General features: G+C 40.5%; 15 protein-coding genes. 10 read left to right on the top strand and 5 right to left on the bottom strand.

The features are described 5' to 3' along the window. Positions 1 to 24: 24 nt before the first annotated feature. From EG2_RS13830 to EG2_RS13820, 3 genes are read right to left on the bottom strand one after another with little or no spacing between them, the layout of a single operon-like run. Positions 25 to 1,176, bottom strand: coding sequence for a pyridoxal phosphate-dependent aminotransferase (locus EG2_RS13830; RefSeq protein ID WP_060815126.1), 1,152 nt, complete (start codon positions 1,174 to 1,176; stop codon positions 25 to 27). Positions 1,177 to 1,193: 17 nt separating this feature from the next. After that, complete coding sequence (locus EG2_RS13825) at positions 1,194 to 1,916, bottom strand: amino acid ABC transporter ATP-binding protein (RefSeq protein WP_060815125.1); 723 nt, start codon at positions 1,914 to 1,916, stop codon at positions 1,194 to 1,196. Continuing rightward, on the bottom strand, positions 1,909 to 3,387 hold the full coding sequence (locus EG2_RS13820) for an ABC transporter substrate-binding protein/permease (RefSeq protein ID WP_060815124.1): 1,479 nt from the start codon (positions 3,385 to 3,387) through the stop codon (positions 1,909 to 1,911). The genes EG2_RS13825 and EG2_RS13820 overlap by 8 nt, the downstream gene beginning before the upstream one ends. A gap of 497 nt (positions 3,388 to 3,884) precedes the next feature. Between EG2_RS13820 and EG2_RS13815 the strand changes: the two genes are divergently transcribed. The 8 genes from EG2_RS13815 to EG2_RS13780 all read left to right on the top strand — a co-directional run bounded on the left by EG2_RS13815 (position 3,885) and on the right by EG2_RS13780 (position 12,485). Continuing rightward, entirely contained in the window at positions 3,885 to 4,529 is a 645-nt protein-coding gene (locus tag EG2_RS13815) for a 3D domain-containing protein (protein WP_060815123.1), read from the top strand. Between the two features lie 224 nt (positions 4,530 to 4,753). Beyond that, the gene (locus tag EG2_RS13810) at positions 4,754 to 5,419 is read left to right on the top strand and encodes a 2,3-bisphosphoglycerate-dependent phosphoglycerate mutase (protein WP_060815122.1); all 666 of its coding nucleotides are present in this window, start codon (positions 4,754 to 4,756) and stop codon (positions 5,417 to 5,419) included. Between the two features lie 103 nt (positions 5,420 to 5,522). Beyond that, on the top strand, positions 5,523 to 5,789 hold the full coding sequence (locus tag EG2_RS13805) for an ACT domain-containing protein (RefSeq protein ID WP_003127269.1): 267 nt from the start codon (positions 5,523 to 5,525) through the stop codon (positions 5,787 to 5,789). 10 nt (positions 5,790 to 5,799) lie between these two features. After that, entirely contained in the window at positions 5,800 to 7,149 is a 1,350-nt protein-coding gene (locus EG2_RS13800) for a PFL family protein (RefSeq protein ID WP_060815121.1), read from the top strand. A gap of 259 nt (positions 7,150 to 7,408) precedes the next feature. Beyond that, complete coding sequence (locus EG2_RS13795; protein ID WP_060815120.1) at positions 7,409 to 8,971, top strand: TPM domain-containing protein; 1,563 nt, start codon at positions 7,409 to 7,411, stop codon at positions 8,969 to 8,971. A 234-nt stretch (positions 8,972 to 9,205) separates the two neighbouring features. After that, entirely contained in the window at positions 9,206 to 9,823 is a 618-nt protein-coding gene (locus EG2_RS13790) for an HAD-IA family hydrolase (protein ID WP_003127274.1), read from the top strand. A gap of 45 nt (positions 9,824 to 9,868) precedes the next feature. After that, positions 9,869 to 10,465, top strand: coding sequence for a helix-hairpin-helix domain-containing protein (locus tag EG2_RS13785; RefSeq protein ID WP_060815119.1), 597 nt, complete (start codon positions 9,869 to 9,871; stop codon positions 10,463 to 10,465). Between the two features lie 544 nt (positions 10,466 to 11,009). Next, positions 11,010 to 12,485, top strand: coding sequence for a hypothetical protein (locus tag EG2_RS13780; RefSeq protein ID WP_003127277.1), 1,476 nt, complete (start codon positions 11,010 to 11,012; stop codon positions 12,483 to 12,485). A 182-nt stretch (positions 12,486 to 12,667) separates the two neighbouring features. Here the strand turns inward: EG2_RS13780 and EG2_RS13775 are convergent, their stop codons facing one another. Both EG2_RS13775 and gadC read right to left on the bottom strand, forming a co-directional pair. Next, entirely contained in the window at positions 12,668 to 14,068 is a 1,401-nt protein-coding gene (locus EG2_RS13775) for a glutamate decarboxylase (RefSeq protein WP_021150904.1), read from the bottom strand. Between the two features lie 31 nt (positions 14,069 to 14,099). Beyond that, entirely contained in the window at positions 14,100 to 15,614 is a 1,515-nt protein-coding gene (gadC, locus tag EG2_RS13770) for a glutamate:gamma-aminobutyrate antiporter (RefSeq protein ID WP_005472579.1), read from the bottom strand. A 692-nt stretch (positions 15,615 to 16,306) separates the two neighbouring features. On the opposite strand from gadC, the gene EG2_RS13765 reads away from it, so the two are divergent. Then, positions 16,307 to 16,861 carry a ComE operon protein 2 gene (locus tag EG2_RS13765; RefSeq protein WP_005472581.1) on the top strand — a complete coding sequence of 185 codons (555 nt, stop codon included), beginning with the start codon at positions 16,307 to 16,309 and terminating at the stop codon, positions 16,859 to 16,861. Then, positions 16,833 to 19,073 (top strand): DNA internalization-related competence protein ComEC/Rec2, encoded by a 2,241-nt coding sequence (locus EG2_RS13760; RefSeq protein ID WP_060815118.1) that lies wholly within the window; start codon positions 16,833 to 16,835, stop codon positions 19,071 to 19,073. The genes EG2_RS13765 and EG2_RS13760 overlap by 29 nt, the downstream gene beginning before the upstream one ends. Positions 19,074 to 19,092: the final 19 nt, after the last annotated feature.

The following is a 19,092-nucleotide window of genomic DNA, read 5'->3' as shown; positions in this document are numbered from 1 at the left end:
TGGAGCAGAGGGATTTTTTGTTGATTAAAAAGTGAACTGCTCAATGCGATCAAAGGCTTCTCTTAGCATTGGCATTGATTGCGTAGCAGCTAAACGGACATAATGATCACCAGTCGTCTCACCAAAAGCTTTACCGGGAATCATTAGCACGCTAGTATCTTTTAAAAGTTTTTCAACGAAAGTAACAGAATCCAAGCCAGTTTTTTCTATGTTGATGAAGGCATACATACTTCCTTTGACAGGAGACAAAGAAAGAAAAGGAATAGTAGCGACTCGTTGTTGAATGTAACTTAGCCGTTTTTTGAAGGTTTCCACGACTGCTGGAACAAGTTCGTCGTAGTGATTCAACGCATAGATTCCCGCTCGTTGTGAGGGGGTAGGAGCAGAATAAGCAATACTTTCATTAATCAACTTGGCTGTCTGATTGATGGATAAAGGAGCGATCATGTAACCAATCCGCCAGCCAGTCATAGCAAAAGCTTTTGAAAAACTGCTAAAAGTAATCGTCCGCTCAGGCGCAAAAGTTGCCATAGGAACAAACTCTTCCATAAAACAAAAGGCTTCGTACACTTCATCTGACAAGATCAACAAATCATTTTCTTCGGCAACTTCAGCAATTGCTTTAAAAGTTGTCGGCGAAAAGACAGCACCAGTGGGATTGTTGGGAGAATTAATGATAATGGCTTTTGTTTTGTCGGTAATCGCTGCTTTTAATACATCAATAGCGATCTGAAAACCATCTTTTTCAAAGGTAGGGATGAAAACCGGGCTTCCGCCAGCCATTTCAACTTGCTGCTTATAAGGAGAAAAGTAAGGCTCATGGATAATTACTTCATCTCCAGGATCTAAGATCGCGCACAAGGCAAGATACATGCCGTGTAACGCACCAACTGAGGCCCGTACTTGATCGTTGGCGAAAGTCAATCCATAATGGTTCTGATAAAAATCGACAACAGCTTGAATAAAGTCGGCACTGCCATCAGAAGCCGTGTATTTTGTATGTCCATTTTTGACGTCCGTAAAAGCGGCAGCAATGATCGACTGATCAGTAATCAAATCAGGATCGCCGATGGACAGATCTATCAAATTTGGTGTTTTCTTGGCAATCGTTGCAATGTCCATTAGTAGATTTTCTTCGGGTGTTTGAAATCGTTGTGCAATCATCGACTGTTTCATAGGTTCATCTCCATTTTTTATAGTACTTTTCTTAAAAAATCTTGTGTGCGGCTATTTTGCGGATGGTCAAAGATCGCTTCAGGTGTTCCTTGTTCTTGAATGACACCGTCAGCCATAAAGATCACGCGATCCGCTACTTGCTTGGCAAAGCCCATCTCATGAGTCACAACGACCATCGTCATGCCTTTCTCGGCGAGTGCCTGCATCACCGCTAATACTTCACCAACCATCTCCGGATCTAGTGCAGAAGTCGGCTCATCAAAAAGCATCACATCTGGATCCATAGCCAACGCACGAGCAATAGCTACTCGCTGCTGTTGCCCACCAGATAAACTTGCAGGATAGCTAGTCGCTTTGTCTGCTAATCCAACTTGTTCCAAAAGTGCGTAGGCTTTTTTCTCAGCGGTCTCTTGATCTTGTTTTTTTACTTTTATGGGGCTGATGGTGATGTTCTCCAAAACTGTTTTATGAGGAAACAGATTAAAGTTTTGGAATACCATACCCATTTTTTGACGAATTTGATCGATCACAATCTCTTTAGCCAAAAGATCGTTTCCTTCAAATTCGATTTGACCACTGGTAGGTTGTTCTAAAAGATTCAAACAACGCAGAAAAGTACTTTTGCCGCTTCCAGAAGGTCCAATGATCACAACGACTTCACCCGTGGAGATTTCAAGATCGATCTCTTTCAGAACTTCTGTCGCACCAAAATTTTTTAAAAGTTTTTTTACGCTAATCACTTGTTTTCATTCTCCTTTCTGCAACTCCTAGTAATCGTGAAAGAGCAAAAGTCAAGACAAAATAAATCAAGGAAACAATCACGTATGGTAGGAAAGGTTTGAAACTGGCACCTTGGACGACCCCTGTTTGGAAGATCAATTCGGAGACACCAATGACAGAGACAACAGAAGACTCTTTGATGACTGTCACAAATTCATTGCCGAGAGCAGGTAAAATGTTCTTGATGGCTTGCGGAAAAATAATGAAGCGCATCGCTTGAACTTGATTCATTCCTAATGAACGGGCTGCCTCCAACTGACCTTTGTTGACCGCATTGATCCCCGCACGAATGATTTCAGCCACATAGGCGGCACTATTAAGTGCAAGAGCGATACAACCTGCCGTTAATTTGGATAAATCCAGACCTAGTACGCCAGTCCCAAAATAAACGATAAAGATCTGTACTAAGAGCGGGGTACCTCTCACGTATTCAATATAAACAATCGCAATCCAACGCAAAATTTTTGACGCAGAAAGTTTCATAAATGCCAGTAGACTACCAGCAATCGAGCCAAAGAGTACACCGACAAAGGCTAAAAAAATAGTATAACCGGCTCCTGAGAGATAAAAGGGCAGATATTTGCTAAAGAAGCCTTCTTCAGGTGCTCCTGTTTCTTCATTGAACATTAGAGCATAGGCTTCATCTTGATATTGACTCAATAGATCGTTATCGACAATCGTCTTGATGGAAGCATTGATTTTTTCCAGGAGCAGCGGCGCCTCTTTTGAAATAGCAATCGCTGTTTCTTTCGTACCTTTCTCAAAGACCACATCGTCGGCAATTGCTAAGTTATCATTTGATTGAACATAGGCTTCCGCCACAGGACCTTCCATCACAATAGCATCCACTTTTTTTGAGTTTAAATTTGTGATCAGATCCGGAACTTTTTGCAAAGAGGTTACAAGTGAGCCGGACAACTCATTCTTAGCTAATTCTTCTTGTGTGGTTTGTTTTTGAGCACCGACAGCTACACCGTTGAAATCTGCTGTTGATTGAAACCGGTTCTGATCTTCTTTTCGAACAATCACTTTTTGTTGGACTTCCATATAAGTGTCAGAAAAGTTGACTTCCTTTTTACGTTCATCGGTAGCAGCCATCCCCGAAATGACAAGATCGATTTTTCCAGTTTTTAATGCTCCTAACAGCGCATCGAAACCTAATTCTTCAATTTTAAGATCGACACCTAGATCATCAGCGATTTTTTTGGCAATTGATAGATCAAAGCCGACAATTTCGTCTTTGCCATTAATCGTGGTATGAAATTCATAGGGGGCATAATCCGCAGATAAGCCAACGATCAATGCGCCATTTTGTTTTATTTTTTCATAGACGGGATCTGTTGTTTCAGCGTGTACCAGTTTTGTGGTAACACAAAAGAACAGGACGATCAGTATCATTGTTGAAGCGAACCATTTACACATCTTTTTCATTCAATTACTCCTTTTTGTTTTAAAATACAATAATAGCTTGAATTATGTATAAAAATACAACAAACGTTAGAAATATCGTATCATACCTTTGTGGGAAGTCAATCCCTTTCTTGGAAAAATCACGAAATATATTTGAGTTTTCAGAAAAAACAGTGTTTTCTATAAGTTTACAGGTTGAATTGTTTTTTACAAATTTGTAATATAAGAAAATTTGTTTCAGAAAATTTCCGGAAATTATGAAAATATTTAAGATTCATTCGGCTTTTTTGATTAGCTTAAAAGAAACTTGTAACAGTTAATTGATCTTCTGTTTATTATTAAAGCCTTATTTAGCAAGGTTTTTAGTATTTCTATTTTTTATTTGGTACGTTATTTAATTTCTTTTATCAAAGTGAAATATTTCGTCATCGAACTGTTACCAAGGACTTAACGTATCTTGCTATTATTTATCAAGTCGTTACGACGAAAACTTACATAGAGCGAGGGAAATAAAATTTATGAAATCAATTAAAACATTCGTATTAACTACAGCCACAATTGCTGGTTTTGCTGCATTAAGTACAACTGCTAACGCAGACGAAATCAAACATGTGGTGAAATCTGATGACACATTATCTGGTCTTTCTTTAAAATACTTTGGTAATTTAGATCATATTGATCAAATTGCAAAAGACAACAAACTGAAAGATCCTAACATCATCTACGATGGTACAACTCTGATTATTGACACCGACAAAAAAGTATCATCAGATAACCAAGCAAGTGAACAACCTGCAAAAGAAACCACACAAGCAGAAGACCAATCTGACAACGAAAACCAATCTGAATCTGCAGCAAGCAGCTATTCTGGAACAACGATGACGATGGAAGCAACAGCATATAGTTCTGATCCAGCAGATGTTTTAGGCGGCGGAACTGTGACAGCTACCGGCCAAAACTTGTTGGAAAATCCGATGGCAGTTGCGGTGGACCCATCTGTGATCCCTCTAGGCACAAGACTTTATGTTGAAGGTTATGGAGAAGCCATCGCCAGCGATACCGGTGGTGCGATCAAGGGAAATATCATCGACGTGCATTTCCCAACAAACGCACAATGCGAACAATGGGGCCGTCGGACCGTTCAAGTAACGATTCTTGATTAATTTCTCCAAATTTTAAGAACAGACCCATGCACGTATGAGGCTAGGGCATAAGTAAAAACAGTCAGAAAGATTTACGAGAGGACAGTTGTTCCTTAAAGATCGGGTCTGGCTCAACTTATGCCTAGCCTTTTTGTATACTCAGATAAAAAAGGATGTCTCTGTGAACTTTGCCCAAGACATTTTGCTTTTTTCTTGAGATAATGAATCAAAGAGGAGGCGTTCAAGTGAAGGTAGTATTGATACGGCATGGCGAAAGCGAAGCAAATTTTGAAAACTATTGGACGGGCTGGCTGGATGTGGCCTTGACAGCAAAGGGTCGGGAACAGGCTTGGCAAGCGGGAGAAAAAATCAAAGAATTGGGTATTTCTTTTGATGTAGCATTTGCTTCTTATCTTCAGCGAACCATCATCACCTGCAACACTGTTTTGGAAGCAAGCGCTCAATTGTGGGTACCTACCTATAAGACATGGCGGTTGAATGAACGACATTACGGACAGTTAGTCGGTGTCAATAAAGATGAAATGGTTGCTCGTTATGGAAAAGGTCAAGTCCAAAAGTGGCGACGAGGGTATAATGAACCGCCGCTGTATGTTTCAGAAAATCATTTTGATCGTCGTTATGACGACTTAGATCCACGCTTGATTCCTAAAGGAGAAAACCTAGGAATGGTCGTTGAAAGGATCACCCCTTTTTGGTCGGATGATGTTGTTCCCTTCATTCGATCAGGAAAAAATGTCTTGATCACAGGCCATGGCAATAGTTTGCGGGCTTTAGTGAAGTATTTGGAGAGTGTACCTGAAGAAGAAGTCGACAAAATCGATGTCCCCAATGCAGAGCCAATCATTTATACCTTTGATTCACAAGCTGTTTTACAAGAACGGCTGGGATAAAGACGAACATTATTACTAAAAACCGCGCTTTCGTATGAAGTTTCATCGAAAGTGCGGTTTTCTTATGCTATAATAAGAAAAATTTTATGAAAGGCGGGCTCTTATGAAAGCAGTATTGACCGTTATTGGAAAAGACAAGGTAGGGATCATCGCAGGCGTCAGCCAACTATTGGCAGAATTAGACATCAATATCCTCGATGTTTCACAAACCATCATGGAAGAATACTTTACGATGATGATGTTATTATCGATGGAGGCAAATGCAGATTTTGAAACGATTCGTGAGCAATTGCATACCAAAGGCGAAACACTAGGTGTTAAAATCAGTATTCAAAACCAAGAAATTTTTGATACCATGCATAAATTATAGGAGGGCTTCTATGGAAATCAATCAAATACTAGAAACCATTCGCATGGTTGAAGAAGAAAATCTTGATATTCGTACCATTACAATGGGAATCTCTCTTTTAGACTGTATCGATGCCGATATCGATCAGATGTGCGAAAAAATCTATCAAAAAATTACGACAAAAGCCAAGAACTTGGTGCGAGTTGGCGAACAAATCGAAACAGAATATGGTATTCCAATCATCAACAAGCGAATCTCTGTTACCCCGATTGCCATTGTTGTGGCAGCCAGTCAACCGACGCCACAAGACTGTGTGAAGGTAGCTAAAACATTGGATCGGGCAGCTGAGACAGTAGGGGTCAATTTCATCGGTGGCTACAGTGCTCTGGTTGAAAAAGGGTATCAAGGCGGTGATTTAGCATTAATCCAATCGATTCCAGAAGCGCTGGCAGCAACGAACTTTGTCTGTTCTTCGGTCAATATTGGATCAACCAAAGCTGGAATCAATATGGATGCTGTTCGGTTAATGGGGGAAACAGTCAAACAAACGGCTGAAACCTCAGACATGGGGTGTGCAAAATTAGTTGTTTTTGCTAACGCAGTGGAAGACAACCCGTTTATGGCCGGTGCTTTTCACGGTGTCGGAGAAGCAGATGTCGAGATTAATGTAGGCGTCAGCGGTCCTGGAGTGGTCAAGCGTGCGCTTGAAAAAGTCAAAGGAGAATCTTTTGACGTCGTTGCAGAAACAGTCAAAAAAACGGCTTTCAAAATAACCCGTATGGGGCAACTCGTAGGACGTGTAGCTTCAGAGCGTTTAGGGGTTCCTTTTGGGATCGTCGATCTTTCTTTAGCACCTACTCCGGCTGTAGGGGATAGTGTGGCGCTCATCTTGGAAGAAATGGGTCTGGAATCCGTTGGAACTCACGGGACAACGGCTGCATTGGCGTTGTTGAACGACGCCGTCAAAAAAGGCGGCGTCATGGCCTGCAATCATGTTGGTGGTTTATCGGGTGCTTTCATCCCGGTTTCAGAAGATGCAGGCATGATCAAAGCAGTTGAAAGTGGTTTGTTGAATCTAGAAAAGTTAGAAGCGATGACAGCAATTTGCTCGGTGGGCTTAGACATGATCGCAATTCCTGGAGATACTACTGCAGAAACGATTGCTGCGATGATTGCTGATGAAGCAGCAATCGGCGTCATCAACCATAAAACAACGGCGGTACGTATCATTCCGGCTAAAGAAAAACAAGTAGGAGACCGCATCGAATTTGGTGGTTTACTAGGCACAGCACCTGTTATGAAAGTTAATCCAGCTAAATCTGCTGACTTTATTCAGCGAGGCGGCCGAATTCCTGCGCCGATTCATTCTTTCAAAAACTGATCATCTTCTGAAACTGCGATATAAGGAACACACAAATCAAATGCTCTCGATTGGACGAAAAGGTGATTACTTTTCGAACATTCGCTCATAAAGACCTAATGGTATTTTGGAGGGGATGCTAGTAAAAAAATCGGACATTTTGTTTAGTGTAGCACTTAGTTCGCAGTTTCTTCTTTGTGATCTAAGGCTTTAGCCCTATGCTGATCATCTGGAAGTAATATACAATTAACGTAATTTTATACAGATAGGGGTGTCAAGAATGAAAAAGAGGGTAGTGGGCAGCTCCATACTGATAGTGATCGTCATGTTCGTGCTACTTGTTCCCCAAAAAGTATTTGGTCAAAGTTTTGTGAAGGATAATGCAGGGGTCCTCTCAGCAGAGACAATCGCAAAAATCAATCAATTAAACCAAGAGAGGTTCCAAACGTTGCCAGGAAGTCCAGAATACGCTGTTGTCACGCTTAAAAACTTAGACGGCCAATCGATCGAGACAGTAACCAATCAGTTATTTGATGAATACAGTTTTGGTCAATCCGCGTATAACAATGGCTTAGTTTTTGTGTTTGCCATCGAGGACCGGGAATTTCGTTTAGGCTATGGGGATGGCTTAACGTATATTTTTTCTGATTTGTCAGATGATGACCTGATCGATGAAGATACAAAAGATCTTTTGCGTGATGAAGACTATGATCAAGCTGTTTTAAATGCTTCTGATCGCGTCTATGAGGAAATGAAAACAGCGGACGAAACGGTTGGTCTGAACAAAATTTATGCGGATGGGCAACAGCTACTGGCAGAAAAAAAGGCCCGAGAAGCCGCAGAGTCAAAGAAATTCTGGTTGCTGTTTTGGCAACTTGTTAGTTCAGTTAGTGCATTGGTTATTGCAGCTATTAGCGGAGTGATAGGCTGGCGCAAGCGCCAAACGAAGAAAAGTTTTCAAGCAGCCAATGTGATTCCTCCTCATATTCATTCGGATCCAGCGTTTGATGAAAAGGCTTTTTACAGATGGGCAAGTAAAAGAAGGAATTATCAGACCTTCAATCACTATATTGTTGCTGGAGAGTGTTTGAAGGCGTTAAAAATGTACCTGCTTAGTGAAGTTATTCCGAGGCAATTAGCTGAGTTTGAAAGAATCAGTCCGCAACCAGCTAGAAACCAAATGATTCAACAAGCATTGAAAAATCCGCAGTTGGCCGATCAATTCGTGCAAGAATATATGAAAGATCATAAAAATTTGAAGATCTTTGGGCAAGAGTTAGCCCAAGGCCATGACACATTGCGAACCTATGAAACACAATTGCAGCGGCAACTCAAGGAACAATTACGAGATTATGATTTAACTGGAGATATTCTTGCAGAAAATGCTTATTTGATTCCACAGTATAAAAAAGAGATTCAGCAGTTGGCGGAAGAAGAAATTCAGCGGCGTAGTCTCAACAACGATTATTTGGCTATGCTGCTTACGAAGGAAAAGACGTATCCTGAAATGGTGCAGACGAGTTCTCAGGAAATAGCTAGCTTGATTGATTCTGTTAAAACGGATGCTTTGTTTACTATCGATCTCCATGAAGTATATAAAAATCATCCAGATCTACAAAAACAAGTAGGTGATTTTTCGGGGGAAGATCGTTCAGAACTATTGAATAATGCTCGTCGTGAATACAATCCAACCACTATGGATCAATCTTTAGTTTATTTGTTACTCATCAATCATGTCACGCGACAAGAACAGGTCATCGCAGAGAGTAAAAGCTCGGATAGTGATTTCGGTGGCTTTGGCGGTGGGTCCAGTAGTGGGGGCGGAATTTCCGGAAGCTGGTAATTTTTAAGGGCTGTGACAAAAGGTTGTCATAGCTCTTTTTTCGAACGCACGGTAAGCGGTCGCTTTTGCAGTAATAAGCCGTAATTTCTTGCAACTAATCACTTCTGTCTCAACCACTTTGCCTTTTGATCTAAAGACAAAGGCGGACTTTTGTGATAAACTTTGTAAAGTTGCTGAAAAAACATTTTTTTCACGGAAACATTTCAGCTTATTTTTAGAAAATGAGGGTTGTACATGTATCATTCGTATATTTGGGACTTTGACGGCACATTGTTTGACAGTTACCCAATCATGTTAGAGGCGTTTCTTAAAACATTGAAAGACGCTGGATTTGATCCCGATTCGAGAGAAATTTATCGCATCTTGAAAGCATCGTCATCAAAACAAGTAGCTGAGAAATATCAATTGGATTTCATTGATTTTAGCGCTCGTTTTAAAGCATATGAAGCACTAGATGAGCGGCTACCCGTTTCATTTCCGGGAACGAAAGAAGCTTTACAAGCAGTAGTAGACCATGGCGGAAAGAATTATATTTTGACCCATCGTGACGTTGTTTCAACGAAAGAACTTTTAATGAAAGAAAATCTTGACCATTTGATCGTAGAGATCGTGGGACCGGAGAATAATTTTCCCCGCAAGCCGGACCCAACGTCTTTGAATTATTTAGTGGAAAAATATCAATTGGACAAAACAACGACTGTAATGATCGGTGATCGTGCGATGGATGTGCTGGCTGGACGAGGGGCAGGGGTGCAAACGATGTTCTATGATATTGAAGGATTGCTAACTGATTTGGATGCAGACCATGTCGTTCATTCCATGAAAGAAATCGAAGAAATTATCAAGTCTTGAGCAATCAAGACTTTTTTTGCGTACTTCTTTTTGAGGTGATTCATTATGGACAAGTGGGTGGATTTTGGGAAAAAATATTGGCATTTATCCTTGAGCGCGCTGTTGGTCATTCTTTTTCTATTTGGTTTGTTTTTTACCCCGAATGAGCCAGAATGGCCCGAAGCAGAAGAATCTTCACCAATTTTCGAATCAGAGAGTAGGAAAGAGTCATTGGACCAGATCGTTGTAGATATCAAAGGAGAAATCCGAAATCCGGGTATTTACACCTTACCTAGTGGAGCTCGACTGTATGAGCTGATCCAATTAGCGGGCGGGGTCACTGATGAAGGAAATGAAGAAGTCATGAATTTTGCCCAAGAATTGTCAGATCAACAATTAGTAATCGTTCCTCATTTAGATGATCCGGTAGTTTACGCTGACAACGGAGCAGAAGGAACACTTGCTCAGAACCAGATCGATTTAAATACAGCAGATAGCAGCCAGTTACAAGAGCTTCCAGGCATTGGCGCGAAAAAGGCAGAGGCAATCATCGCTTACCGTGAAGAAAAGGGTTTTTTTAAAACCGTGGAAGAAGTGAAAGAAGTTTCTGGTATTGGCCCTAAAACTTATGAGGCTTTGGAGGGGTTGATCAAGGTGCGATGAAAAATAAGAGAAAGAATAAGAGAATAAGCTCGCGATTCAGTGGCTTTTCTGTTTCGTTGTTGTAGGGGGTATAGGGAGTATAGGGGTATAAGGGGTATAAGGTAAGTAGAGAAGTCATTTTTATTTAGTAGAGCGATCGGGTGAAACAAGTCAGTATCGCGACGTATTATGCTAACAAAAACACACTCTGTCGCAGGCGGCCGGTGGTTGTAAAAATTAATCTTTTGCTCAAAAAGAGTCAATCGATACAACTATATGTTGTATCGAATGCTAGGGGATCTAAGGAATTTATCGTGTGAATACAAAGTAGACCTTTTCTCACTGTGTAATCCATTTGTTTATTTCAGCAGGAAAAGATTTGCTAAAGGTAAGCTATACCGATTACATGAAAAATTCTTCATTTTTCCCAAGATAAAATTAAAAATAATTTTGAAAACAATTTTTTTGCCTAAACTTTTCCTCAGAATGCTATCAATTTCATTTCTTCCTATTTCCTGATAGTTTATAATAACGGACGTAATAAATTCGGGAAAGGAGCGAGCCTATGCTGGAAAGGTATATAGAAAAATGCGTGATTCGTCAAGTCTATCTTTGCGAGCAGTTGTATGAGAAGGAAAGCGTGCTTATTGACCGTTTAGCCGAACAGCTGGATGTCTGTCCTGCGACCATTATCAATGACATTGATAAAATTCTGCTTTTACTAAAAGAACGCATTGCTACCGCCACTCACGAGAAGCATACATATCAAGTGGTTTTTACTGCCGGATCTTCCTTATCAGAGCTTACTCAAACCATTTATCAAGGATCCTATTTTTTACAAGTTCTCTATCAATTTTTGATTGGAGAGAGAAGTTGGCAAAAAATATCGGAAGAGGTGTTTATTTCATTAAGCAAGGTTTATACCATTCGGACAGACTTATGGAGATTTTTTGAGGAAATGGGCTATTTAAATGAAGAGCAAGAGGAGGTCGAGATCCCCGAGAAAGACTTCCGCTATCTTCTATTGGCTGTAATGAACTATTTAGGAAAACGTCCTGAAAAAAATCAGTCTTTTATTGAGCAGGCTTGTGAAGAACTGATCCAATTCGTGGAACAACGTTTTTTTCTGCGTTCTTATCCTGAAGACGAACGTCAAATCATTCATTTAGGGATCCACATCGGATTAGCAAGAAGCCGAATAGCTCCTATTTGTTTTGCATCAAGGGACAAGGAGATGGCACGACAGACACCGCTATTTCAATTATTACAGCAAGGTCTTAAAGAACTTGTAGTTTCTTTGTGTAGCAATGAGGACGAAGAATTTTACATCTATTCACTTTTTAATTCACGCAAGTATCAGTGCAATAATCTGGAGCTGTTGCAAAGAGATTTTGAAGTCGTTTATCGTAATCACATTCATCGCTGTCCGGAGATGTTGGAACTCACGCATTTATTACAAAACCGATTAGGAATCTCCGAGAAAAATCATTTGTTGTTCGAAAAAGCGTTACTACCGTTTCTTCGTTCCGCTTGGGGGGACATGCAGATCTTTCAAACGGATCGTCTATTCTTTCTCTACCCAAGTGAGAGGGAAATGTTTGATCAAATAATGGAGAGCCTTGGGTTATGGGCAAACCAAAACCAGCAGATGATTCGATGGAATGACAATCTGGTTCGTAAATTGACGATTTTACTAAGTTTGCTTCCTGATGCTGAAAAAACTGAACATTTGGAAGTGTATATTGTTGCACCTTCTGATTTTAAATACTTGTATTATCGCCAACAGTTAGAAGAAATGTTAGATGAGCACTTTACCATAAGCAATATGATCTATCACCAATTAACTGATGTGGTGGATGATGTCTTTTTTTGTACCAAACGAATGATTTTATGTGATGCTTCTCTTTATCAAGAAACACTTCAAACGAAAAATACTAAAATTTATCCGGTGACTTTCAACACTGTTTCCTCTGTTATCTTAGCTATCAATCAGACACTATATCAACGAGTCGAGGAAATCTTTGCAACAAAGAGTAATTGAAAAGACTGAAAAAGATAATTATTGATACAAAGAGAGGGATTGCGCACAGCCGTGCGCAATCCCTCTCTTTGAACTAAAGTAGTGCAAGCGAATGGCACTACTTGGGACAGTTCCGCAATAGAAGTAACGTTGAGAGCTCTAATGATTTTGGGGAAGTTTCTTGCTAGAACGTGTTGGCCTTTTTAATGAGTAAAGCCGTAGGTTTTGATTTCTTGTTTTTTATGATAGACCAGATGAGCCTGATCAAGTGCCAGCAGAGCTTCTTTCATGTCTTGAATATAATCGTGGGCCATATTCATACCAAAGTCTGCACGAATGACCAATCGTTGGATGATTTGGTCGTCTAAATTGGCTGGTAATGGATAAGCTGGAACTTGCCAACCTTTCATGAGTAAACGGTCTGCTAAGTCATACAACGTCCATTCCCGTTTTGGATCGTCTTTCAATTTGTAGCAGACGATCGGAAGTTGAGCGCCATCATTGATCATTTCGAATAGATCGGTTTTTTCGATTTCTTTTGCCAAATAAAGAGCAACTTTATGGGTCTTGTCATGAATCGCTTTGTAACCATCAAAACCATAGCGCACAAAATTATAGTATTGTCCGATCAACTGAGCAGCACTATGGGAGAAGTTGATGGCCATGGTTGGTAACTCACCGCCTAAATAGCTGACTTTAAATACAAGTTCTTGAGGCAAGTAAGATTGATCGCGCCAAAGTACCCAACCCACACCCGGATAAACGAGACCGTATTTATGACCCGATGTGTTGATTGATATGACATTTGGTAATTGAAAGTCCCAGACGAGATCCGGTTCAGTAAAAGGGGTATAGAGACCACCAGAAGCAGCATCCACATGAATGTAGACTTTATAGTCCGTTGTTTGGTTGTATTGTTCAACAAGTTCATTCAATCCTTTAATGTCGTCATAGCGTCCTGTATAGGTGATTCCTAGAATGCCAACGATGCCGATCGTATATTCATCAACATAGTCCATCACTTTATCAAGATTGATCGACAAATGGTTTTCATCCATAGGGACTTCTCTCATCTCGATATCCCAGTAGACACAAAATTTTTCCCAACAAACTTGATAACCGCTTGAAATCACTAAATTAGGTTTATGAGCATTTAGATCGAGACCGAGTTTTTCCGCCCGATTACGCCAAGCAAATTTCATTGCCATCCCACCTAACATACAGGCTTCTGAAGAACCAATGGTAGAAGTGCCCATGAATTTTTCTTCTTTGCTTGCATGCCACAAATCTGCAATGATATTCACACAGCGATTTTCAATTTCTGCTGTTCGTGGATACTCGGATTTGTCGATGGCATTTTTTTCTAGAGTTTGTGTCATCAGCTTAACTGCTTCCGGTTCCATGTAGGTTTGACAGAATGTAGCTAAATTCAAACGGGCATTTCCTTCATCAAGTAGCTGATCTTGTACGAGCTGATAGGCCATTCTAGGTTCAACAGATTGTGGATTTAGTTTGTATTTCGGTAAATCTTCTCCTTCACAAACAGCTCCAAAAATTGGTTCCAAATAGTCTGCTTCTTCGCGGTTTTCTTTTCCATATAACATGATAATTCCTCCTAATAGATAAAAAATACGGTTAATGTTTGATTGTATACTTCTCGTTTTGAACGATGTGGTGTTCTCCTCGAGCGCTTGGATAAGTGGCAGGGTTCACATCTCCTGTTTTCATATGAACCGGTTCGTCGATTTGAGCTTCTTTGCCACGTTTGTCATGAAGTTCATAGAGAATGAATGGTAACAATAAAGTAACGATGAAACTAATCAACAAGATGACTTGGTAAGTTCTGTCTTCACTGGCAGGAATCGAAGAAGGTGGGAAGAACGAAACGAATAATGCGAGCAGCGACATGATGAGCCCTAATCCTGCGATTATTGTTTTTCCGATTGTTTTTCCTGGAACATTATAGGTACGAGGAAGATCTTTTTTCTTAAAAAGCAGAACAAAATAGCCCAAGAAAAACAGCAAATAACCAATCAAATAAATCACTACTGTCAGCGAAATAGCTACCAAGAAAGATAAGTTGTTTCCACCGCCGCCAAACGTTAGAACAGCACCCCATATTGAAACGATGATTCCTTGAATCATGATTAGCGGAACAGGGACGCCATGTTTATTGTGCTTTCGCAAAAAAGTCGGCAGTAATCCTCGTTGTGCCGCTGCAAACATACCTCTTGATGGGCCAACGACCCATGAGCTGACCTCACCCATGACACCAAAGGCAATCATTAGTGCGATTAACTTCACTAGCCAACCAAGATGCGGATTGAAGTGAAGCAACAACGATTCAAAGGTTTGAATCACTCCGGCACTGAGAGATAATTCTTTTTGCGGAATGACCGCAGCAACAGAGAAGCCGCCAATAGCGTCTAATGCAATGGCAAGAATGACTAGCAAAATCATTGCTAGTGGATAATTTTTTTGCGGATTTTTTAGTTCATTAATGTGGGAAGCAGAGGCCTCCACACCCATATAAGCCAAAATAAAAGAAACAAATACCACGAGAGTAGAAACTTTTGAAAAGTCAGGGATAAATGCTTTTTCACTCAGGGGTATTTGAATAGGATTTCCACCGATGAAATAAGCTGCTGCTAGCACAAATAAGAGGATAGAGGGAATGACGATCCCGATAACAAATCCTGCTTTTGCAATTTTTGCTGTTCTTTTGGTTCCACCTAACTGAGAAAACGTTAAGAGCCAAAAAATAATCAGCAAACCGATGTACTTCATCAATGGATCATTGTTGAGGGCGGGAAAATTCAGCACATAAGAAAGTGCTCCTAAGATGAAGTAAATCATCGTAACAAACCCGACAGTAATCTGAAACCACTGAAAGAAGATCGCTGCAAAGCCAAACCGTTCGCCTAATGTTTCACTAACCCAACTAAATATCCCACCGTTCTGCCAGCCTTTTACCGTCGACATTTCTGCCGCGCAGAGTGCAACAGGCAAAAACCAGAGGATACCTCCTAATAATAAGAAGAAAACCAAATGAAGTTGTGACGTGGCAAAAGTTGGGTACTCGTACACAGTCAGGACCATCGAGGCTGTTAGTGCGAAAAAACCAAATAAAGATAATTTTTTCTCGTTCATCAAATCGCTTCTTTCTAAGTCTAATATCTTTTTGGCGCTGTTATCTCGGAGGAGAAAGCTGATGTATGCTTCTGTTCATTGTGTGTCCACCTCTTTTCTTACAAAACGAAGTATAAAACTTTTTGGGTAAGAAAATTTCCAAGTTTTTTCTGAAAACAAAAGTGAAAAAGAAAAAAAGCTGGAAATAAAAAAGAAGCGTGTATTTTGCTGTTAAAAAAAAGCAAGAGCACTCGAAAGGCGTATTATTTTATGTACCCCTGAAAAACTAGAAATAGGCAGATGGTGTTGCTACAAAGGTTTTATGAAAAATTTGCGTTAGGCAAGTGTTTCAATGAAAGGGAGGAATCGGAAGAAGAAAGAGAGAAAAGGCGAAAAAACTATTATACCTGGGAAGAGTAAAGTGAGGATCTTTCGTTCCATCCGTTAATAGCATCAAATATTAGTAGCATCAAAGAAAATAACAAGCAGTTTTATTCCCAGTCCCTTAATCAAAAACAATACCCAGCAGGTAGTGGAGTCATTTTGAGAACTGTTTGACTGACGGTAGCAGTAGGAAAAACAAGCAGAAGTGAATGGAGAAAAAGACACTAAAATTCATTAGCCCCTAGATTAATCAGTGGGGGTATAGTATATTATAAAAAATTGTGTACTATTATTTCGCAATCGGAAAAATAGAAAAAGGAGGTACGCAGATGACAAGCGATCTGAATAAAAAGAATCAATGGGTTAATTCTCAAAACCGATCGATAGAAGGAAATAAACGAATCCCTTGGGACCAGTATTTTATGGCTCAAGCTGTTTTACTTTCTCTTAGAAGTACATGCTCTCGGTTAGAGGTGGGGGCGACACTAGTCAAGGACCGACGGATTATTGCCGGCGGCTACAATGGCTCAGTTAGTGGAGACGTTCATTGTATTGATGAAGGCTGCTATGTGGTTGACGGACATTGTATCCGCACGATCCATGCAGAAATGAACGCATTACTGCAATGCGCCAAGCTAGGTGTTTCAACCGACAATGCCGAGATTTATGTGACACACTTTCCATGTTTGCCTTGTACGAAGGCGATTTTGCAGGCAGGCGTCAAGAAAATTCATTATCTGAATGACTACCGCAATAATCAATATGCTCTAGATTTGATTCAACAAGTTGGTGCTACCGTCCACCAAGTTGAACTTGATCCAGCATATTTTGAAAAATTATCTTTTGGTGCCTTGAATGGGGCTACACATACAAACATGCCGTGACCATTTCCTTTTTGTTGGAGTGATCATTGGTTGCTGGGTAACAGGTTTCTATTTGAAATCTGTTCTTTTATTTATTATCGCAAGTTATCTTCTTCTGGGACTACTGATAAAAAAACAAGTTGCTTTATTGGCACTTTGTTGTCTTGGCAGTGTATTGATAGGGGGACGTATGGTCAGTTTTCAAAATCGTCAGTTGGAAGAAGGATCGTTAACTGCTGAGGTTCTTATCTATTCTGATACGATCAAAGTTAATGGTGATTTAGTGACATTTGAAGGGAAACTGCCTGAAGGTAAAGTGATGGGGCGTTACCAAGTTTCTTCTCTTTCCGAAAAAGACCAATGGCTCAGCCGACAAAATTGGCAGAAATCACTAAGAGTACATGGAAATTTCAAGATAGCAGAGCCAATCCGAAACAAACATGCCTTTGATTACTCATTTTATTTGGCTAGCAGGAACTTCTTAGGCACATTGACGATTACTGAGATTCTCGCAAGCAAACAAACTGCCGGGATTTCTTCGATCTACAGGTGGCGAGCAGCTGCAGTGACTCACGTGAAGCAGTTTTTCCCTGAGAAGCTGGCATCTTATATAAACGCATTGTTATTTGGGTATAAAGATCATGAGTTTCAAGAGATCCGTCAATTATTCAGTAGCAGTGGCTTGCTGCACTTTTTTACTGTGTCCGGACTGCATGTGTCTTTCTTTTTCTACTGGTTAGAACGAGGTCTGAGACGAGGAAAGCTCACCAGAGAGGAGATGCTGCTTCCTCTTTTGCCAATTATCCTGATAGCCGCCATTTTATTTGGTGGTTCTATCAGCGTGATTCGAGCTGTTCTCGCTTATGGGATGACCGTTCTTTTGCGACTGTTTTCCTGTCACCTTTCAGCCTGTGATCGTTACGGTATCGTGCTTTTTCTAACACTTATGATCGACCCAAAAGTTTTTCTGCAAACGTCCGGGCAGCTATGTTTTTTGATGACTTTTTTATTGCTCATGCAAAGAAACGTACAGGTTTCCTCAGTGATCCGTTCTCAGTTTTTGCCGTTATTGGCAGCGCCGCTGCTGATGCACTTATTCTATGAATTTCCTTTGTTGGTTGGGATTTTTACTCTTCTTTTGCTTCCGTTGTTTCAACGTTTTATCTTACCTAGCTGTTTTGCTCTTTTTGCCGTAAGTCTTTTGATACCAAAAATACCCTATCTGGATAGTTGGAGTGAAACACTTTTGCATGGAATAGAGGAAATCGTCTTTTTTCTTGGAAGATTTGCCCTCACGACTGGAAGGATTCCCATAGAACTTGCTATTTTCTGTAGTCTTCTTGGTTTATTTTTGTATCAGCGACATCAGTTCTTTTTTTGTTTCTTAGTCAGTTTGTTTTTACCGCTACTTTTACAGCGTCTTTTTGTCCCTGCTGCCGTTACATTTGTCGATGTTGGGCAAGGTGATAGTATTGTCCTACAAACAGCCTTTAACCGGGAAGTGTATGTGATTGATACCGGCGGCAGTTTATCTTTTCCTAAAGAGGCGTGGCAGCAACGCGCGTATCAAGAAAATGCACACGCCTCATTGATTCCATTTTTAAAAGGCGAGGGAGTCAGGCAAATCGATGGGCTTTTTTTGACTCATGGAGACACGGACCATCTAGGTGATGCACTGGCATTAATGACAGCAATCCCTGTCAAAAAAATATACCTAGTTCCTGGAAGTGAACACCATCCTCAGATTGCCGCGTTAATCAAGCAGCTTCCGCAAGGAACTGTTCACTGGACAAAAGTGGGTGAAACCATTGGTCGCGACCTTGCTATCACTGTTTTAGCTCCTGAGTCTGGGCAAGGTGAAAATGAAGATTCTTTAGTTTTGAAGGCTGAAATTGAGAAGTGGCGATTTTTATTTACCGGTGATTTAGATCAAAAAGGGGAAGAAAAGTTGATTCAACAGTACCCTCATCTCCAGGCAGAAGTGGTAAAGCTAGGGCATCATGGCAGTCGTACCTCCACTTCTGCTCGTTTTATCGAGAGCCTTTCACCCAAAATCGGCATCATTTCTTGTGGCAAAGACAATCGCTATGGACATCCACATTCTGAAGTTTTGGAAGTGATGGAAGGAAGAAGCATCTTGAGAACAGATCAGCAGGGGATGATCCGCTTCAGCTGGTCAAATTGGCATCGTGTCCAACAGCTAGAAACATGGCTAGACTATCGATTAGAATGATGATAGGATGGAAAAGAAA

It is taken from the genome of Enterococcus gallinarum NBRC 100675 (genome assembly GCF_001544275.1).
In the GTDB taxonomy this organism is placed as follows: domain Bacteria; phylum Bacillota; class Bacilli; order Lactobacillales; family Enterococcaceae; genus Enterococcus_D; species Enterococcus_D gallinarum.
Note: the sequence above shows the minus strand (reverse complement) of the source record. Positions and strands in the feature narration are given on the sequence as shown.

Excerpts from the sequence above, each read along its gene's own strand:
- EG2_RS13760 (WP_060815118.1), top strand. The coding sequence starts at position 16,833 with ATGGGGCTACACATACAAACATGCCGTGACCATTTCCTTTTTGTTGGA.
- EG2_RS13775 (WP_021150904.1), bottom strand. The coding sequence starts at position 14,068 with ATGTTATATGGAAAAGAAAACCGCGAAGAAGCAGACTATTTGGAACCA.
- EG2_RS13820 (WP_060815124.1), bottom strand. The coding sequence starts at position 3,387 with ATGAAAAAGATGTGTAAATGGTTCGCTTCAACAATGATACTGATCGTC.
- EG2_RS13785 (WP_060815119.1), top strand. The coding sequence starts at position 9,869 with ATGGACAAGTGGGTGGATTTTGGGAAAAAATATTGGCATTTATCCTTG.
- EG2_RS13800 (WP_060815121.1), top strand. The coding sequence starts at position 5,800 with ATGGAAATCAATCAAATACTAGAAACCATTCGCATGGTTGAAGAAGAA.
- EG2_RS13830 (WP_060815126.1), bottom strand. The coding sequence starts at position 1,176 with ATGAAACAGTCGATGATTGCACAACGATTTCAAACACCCGAAGAAAAT.
- EG2_RS13790 (WP_003127274.1), top strand. The coding sequence starts at position 9,206 with ATGTATCATTCGTATATTTGGGACTTTGACGGCACATTGTTTGACAGT.
- EG2_RS13765 (WP_005472581.1), top strand. The coding sequence starts at position 16,307 with ATGACAAGCGATCTGAATAAAAAGAATCAATGGGTTAATTCTCAAAAC.
- EG2_RS13805 (WP_003127269.1), top strand. The coding sequence starts at position 5,523 with ATGAAAGCAGTATTGACCGTTATTGGAAAAGACAAGGTAGGGATCATC.
- EG2_RS13780 (WP_003127277.1), top strand. The coding sequence starts at position 11,010 with ATGCTGGAAAGGTATATAGAAAAATGCGTGATTCGTCAAGTCTATCTT.
- EG2_RS13815 (WP_060815123.1), top strand. The coding sequence starts at position 3,885 with ATGAAATCAATTAAAACATTCGTATTAACTACAGCCACAATTGCTGGT.
- gadC (WP_005472579.1), bottom strand. The coding sequence starts at position 15,614 with ATGAACGAGAAAAAATTATCTTTATTTGGTTTTTTCGCACTAACAGCC.
- EG2_RS13795 (WP_060815120.1), top strand. The coding sequence starts at position 7,409 with ATGAAAAAGAGGGTAGTGGGCAGCTCCATACTGATAGTGATCGTCATG.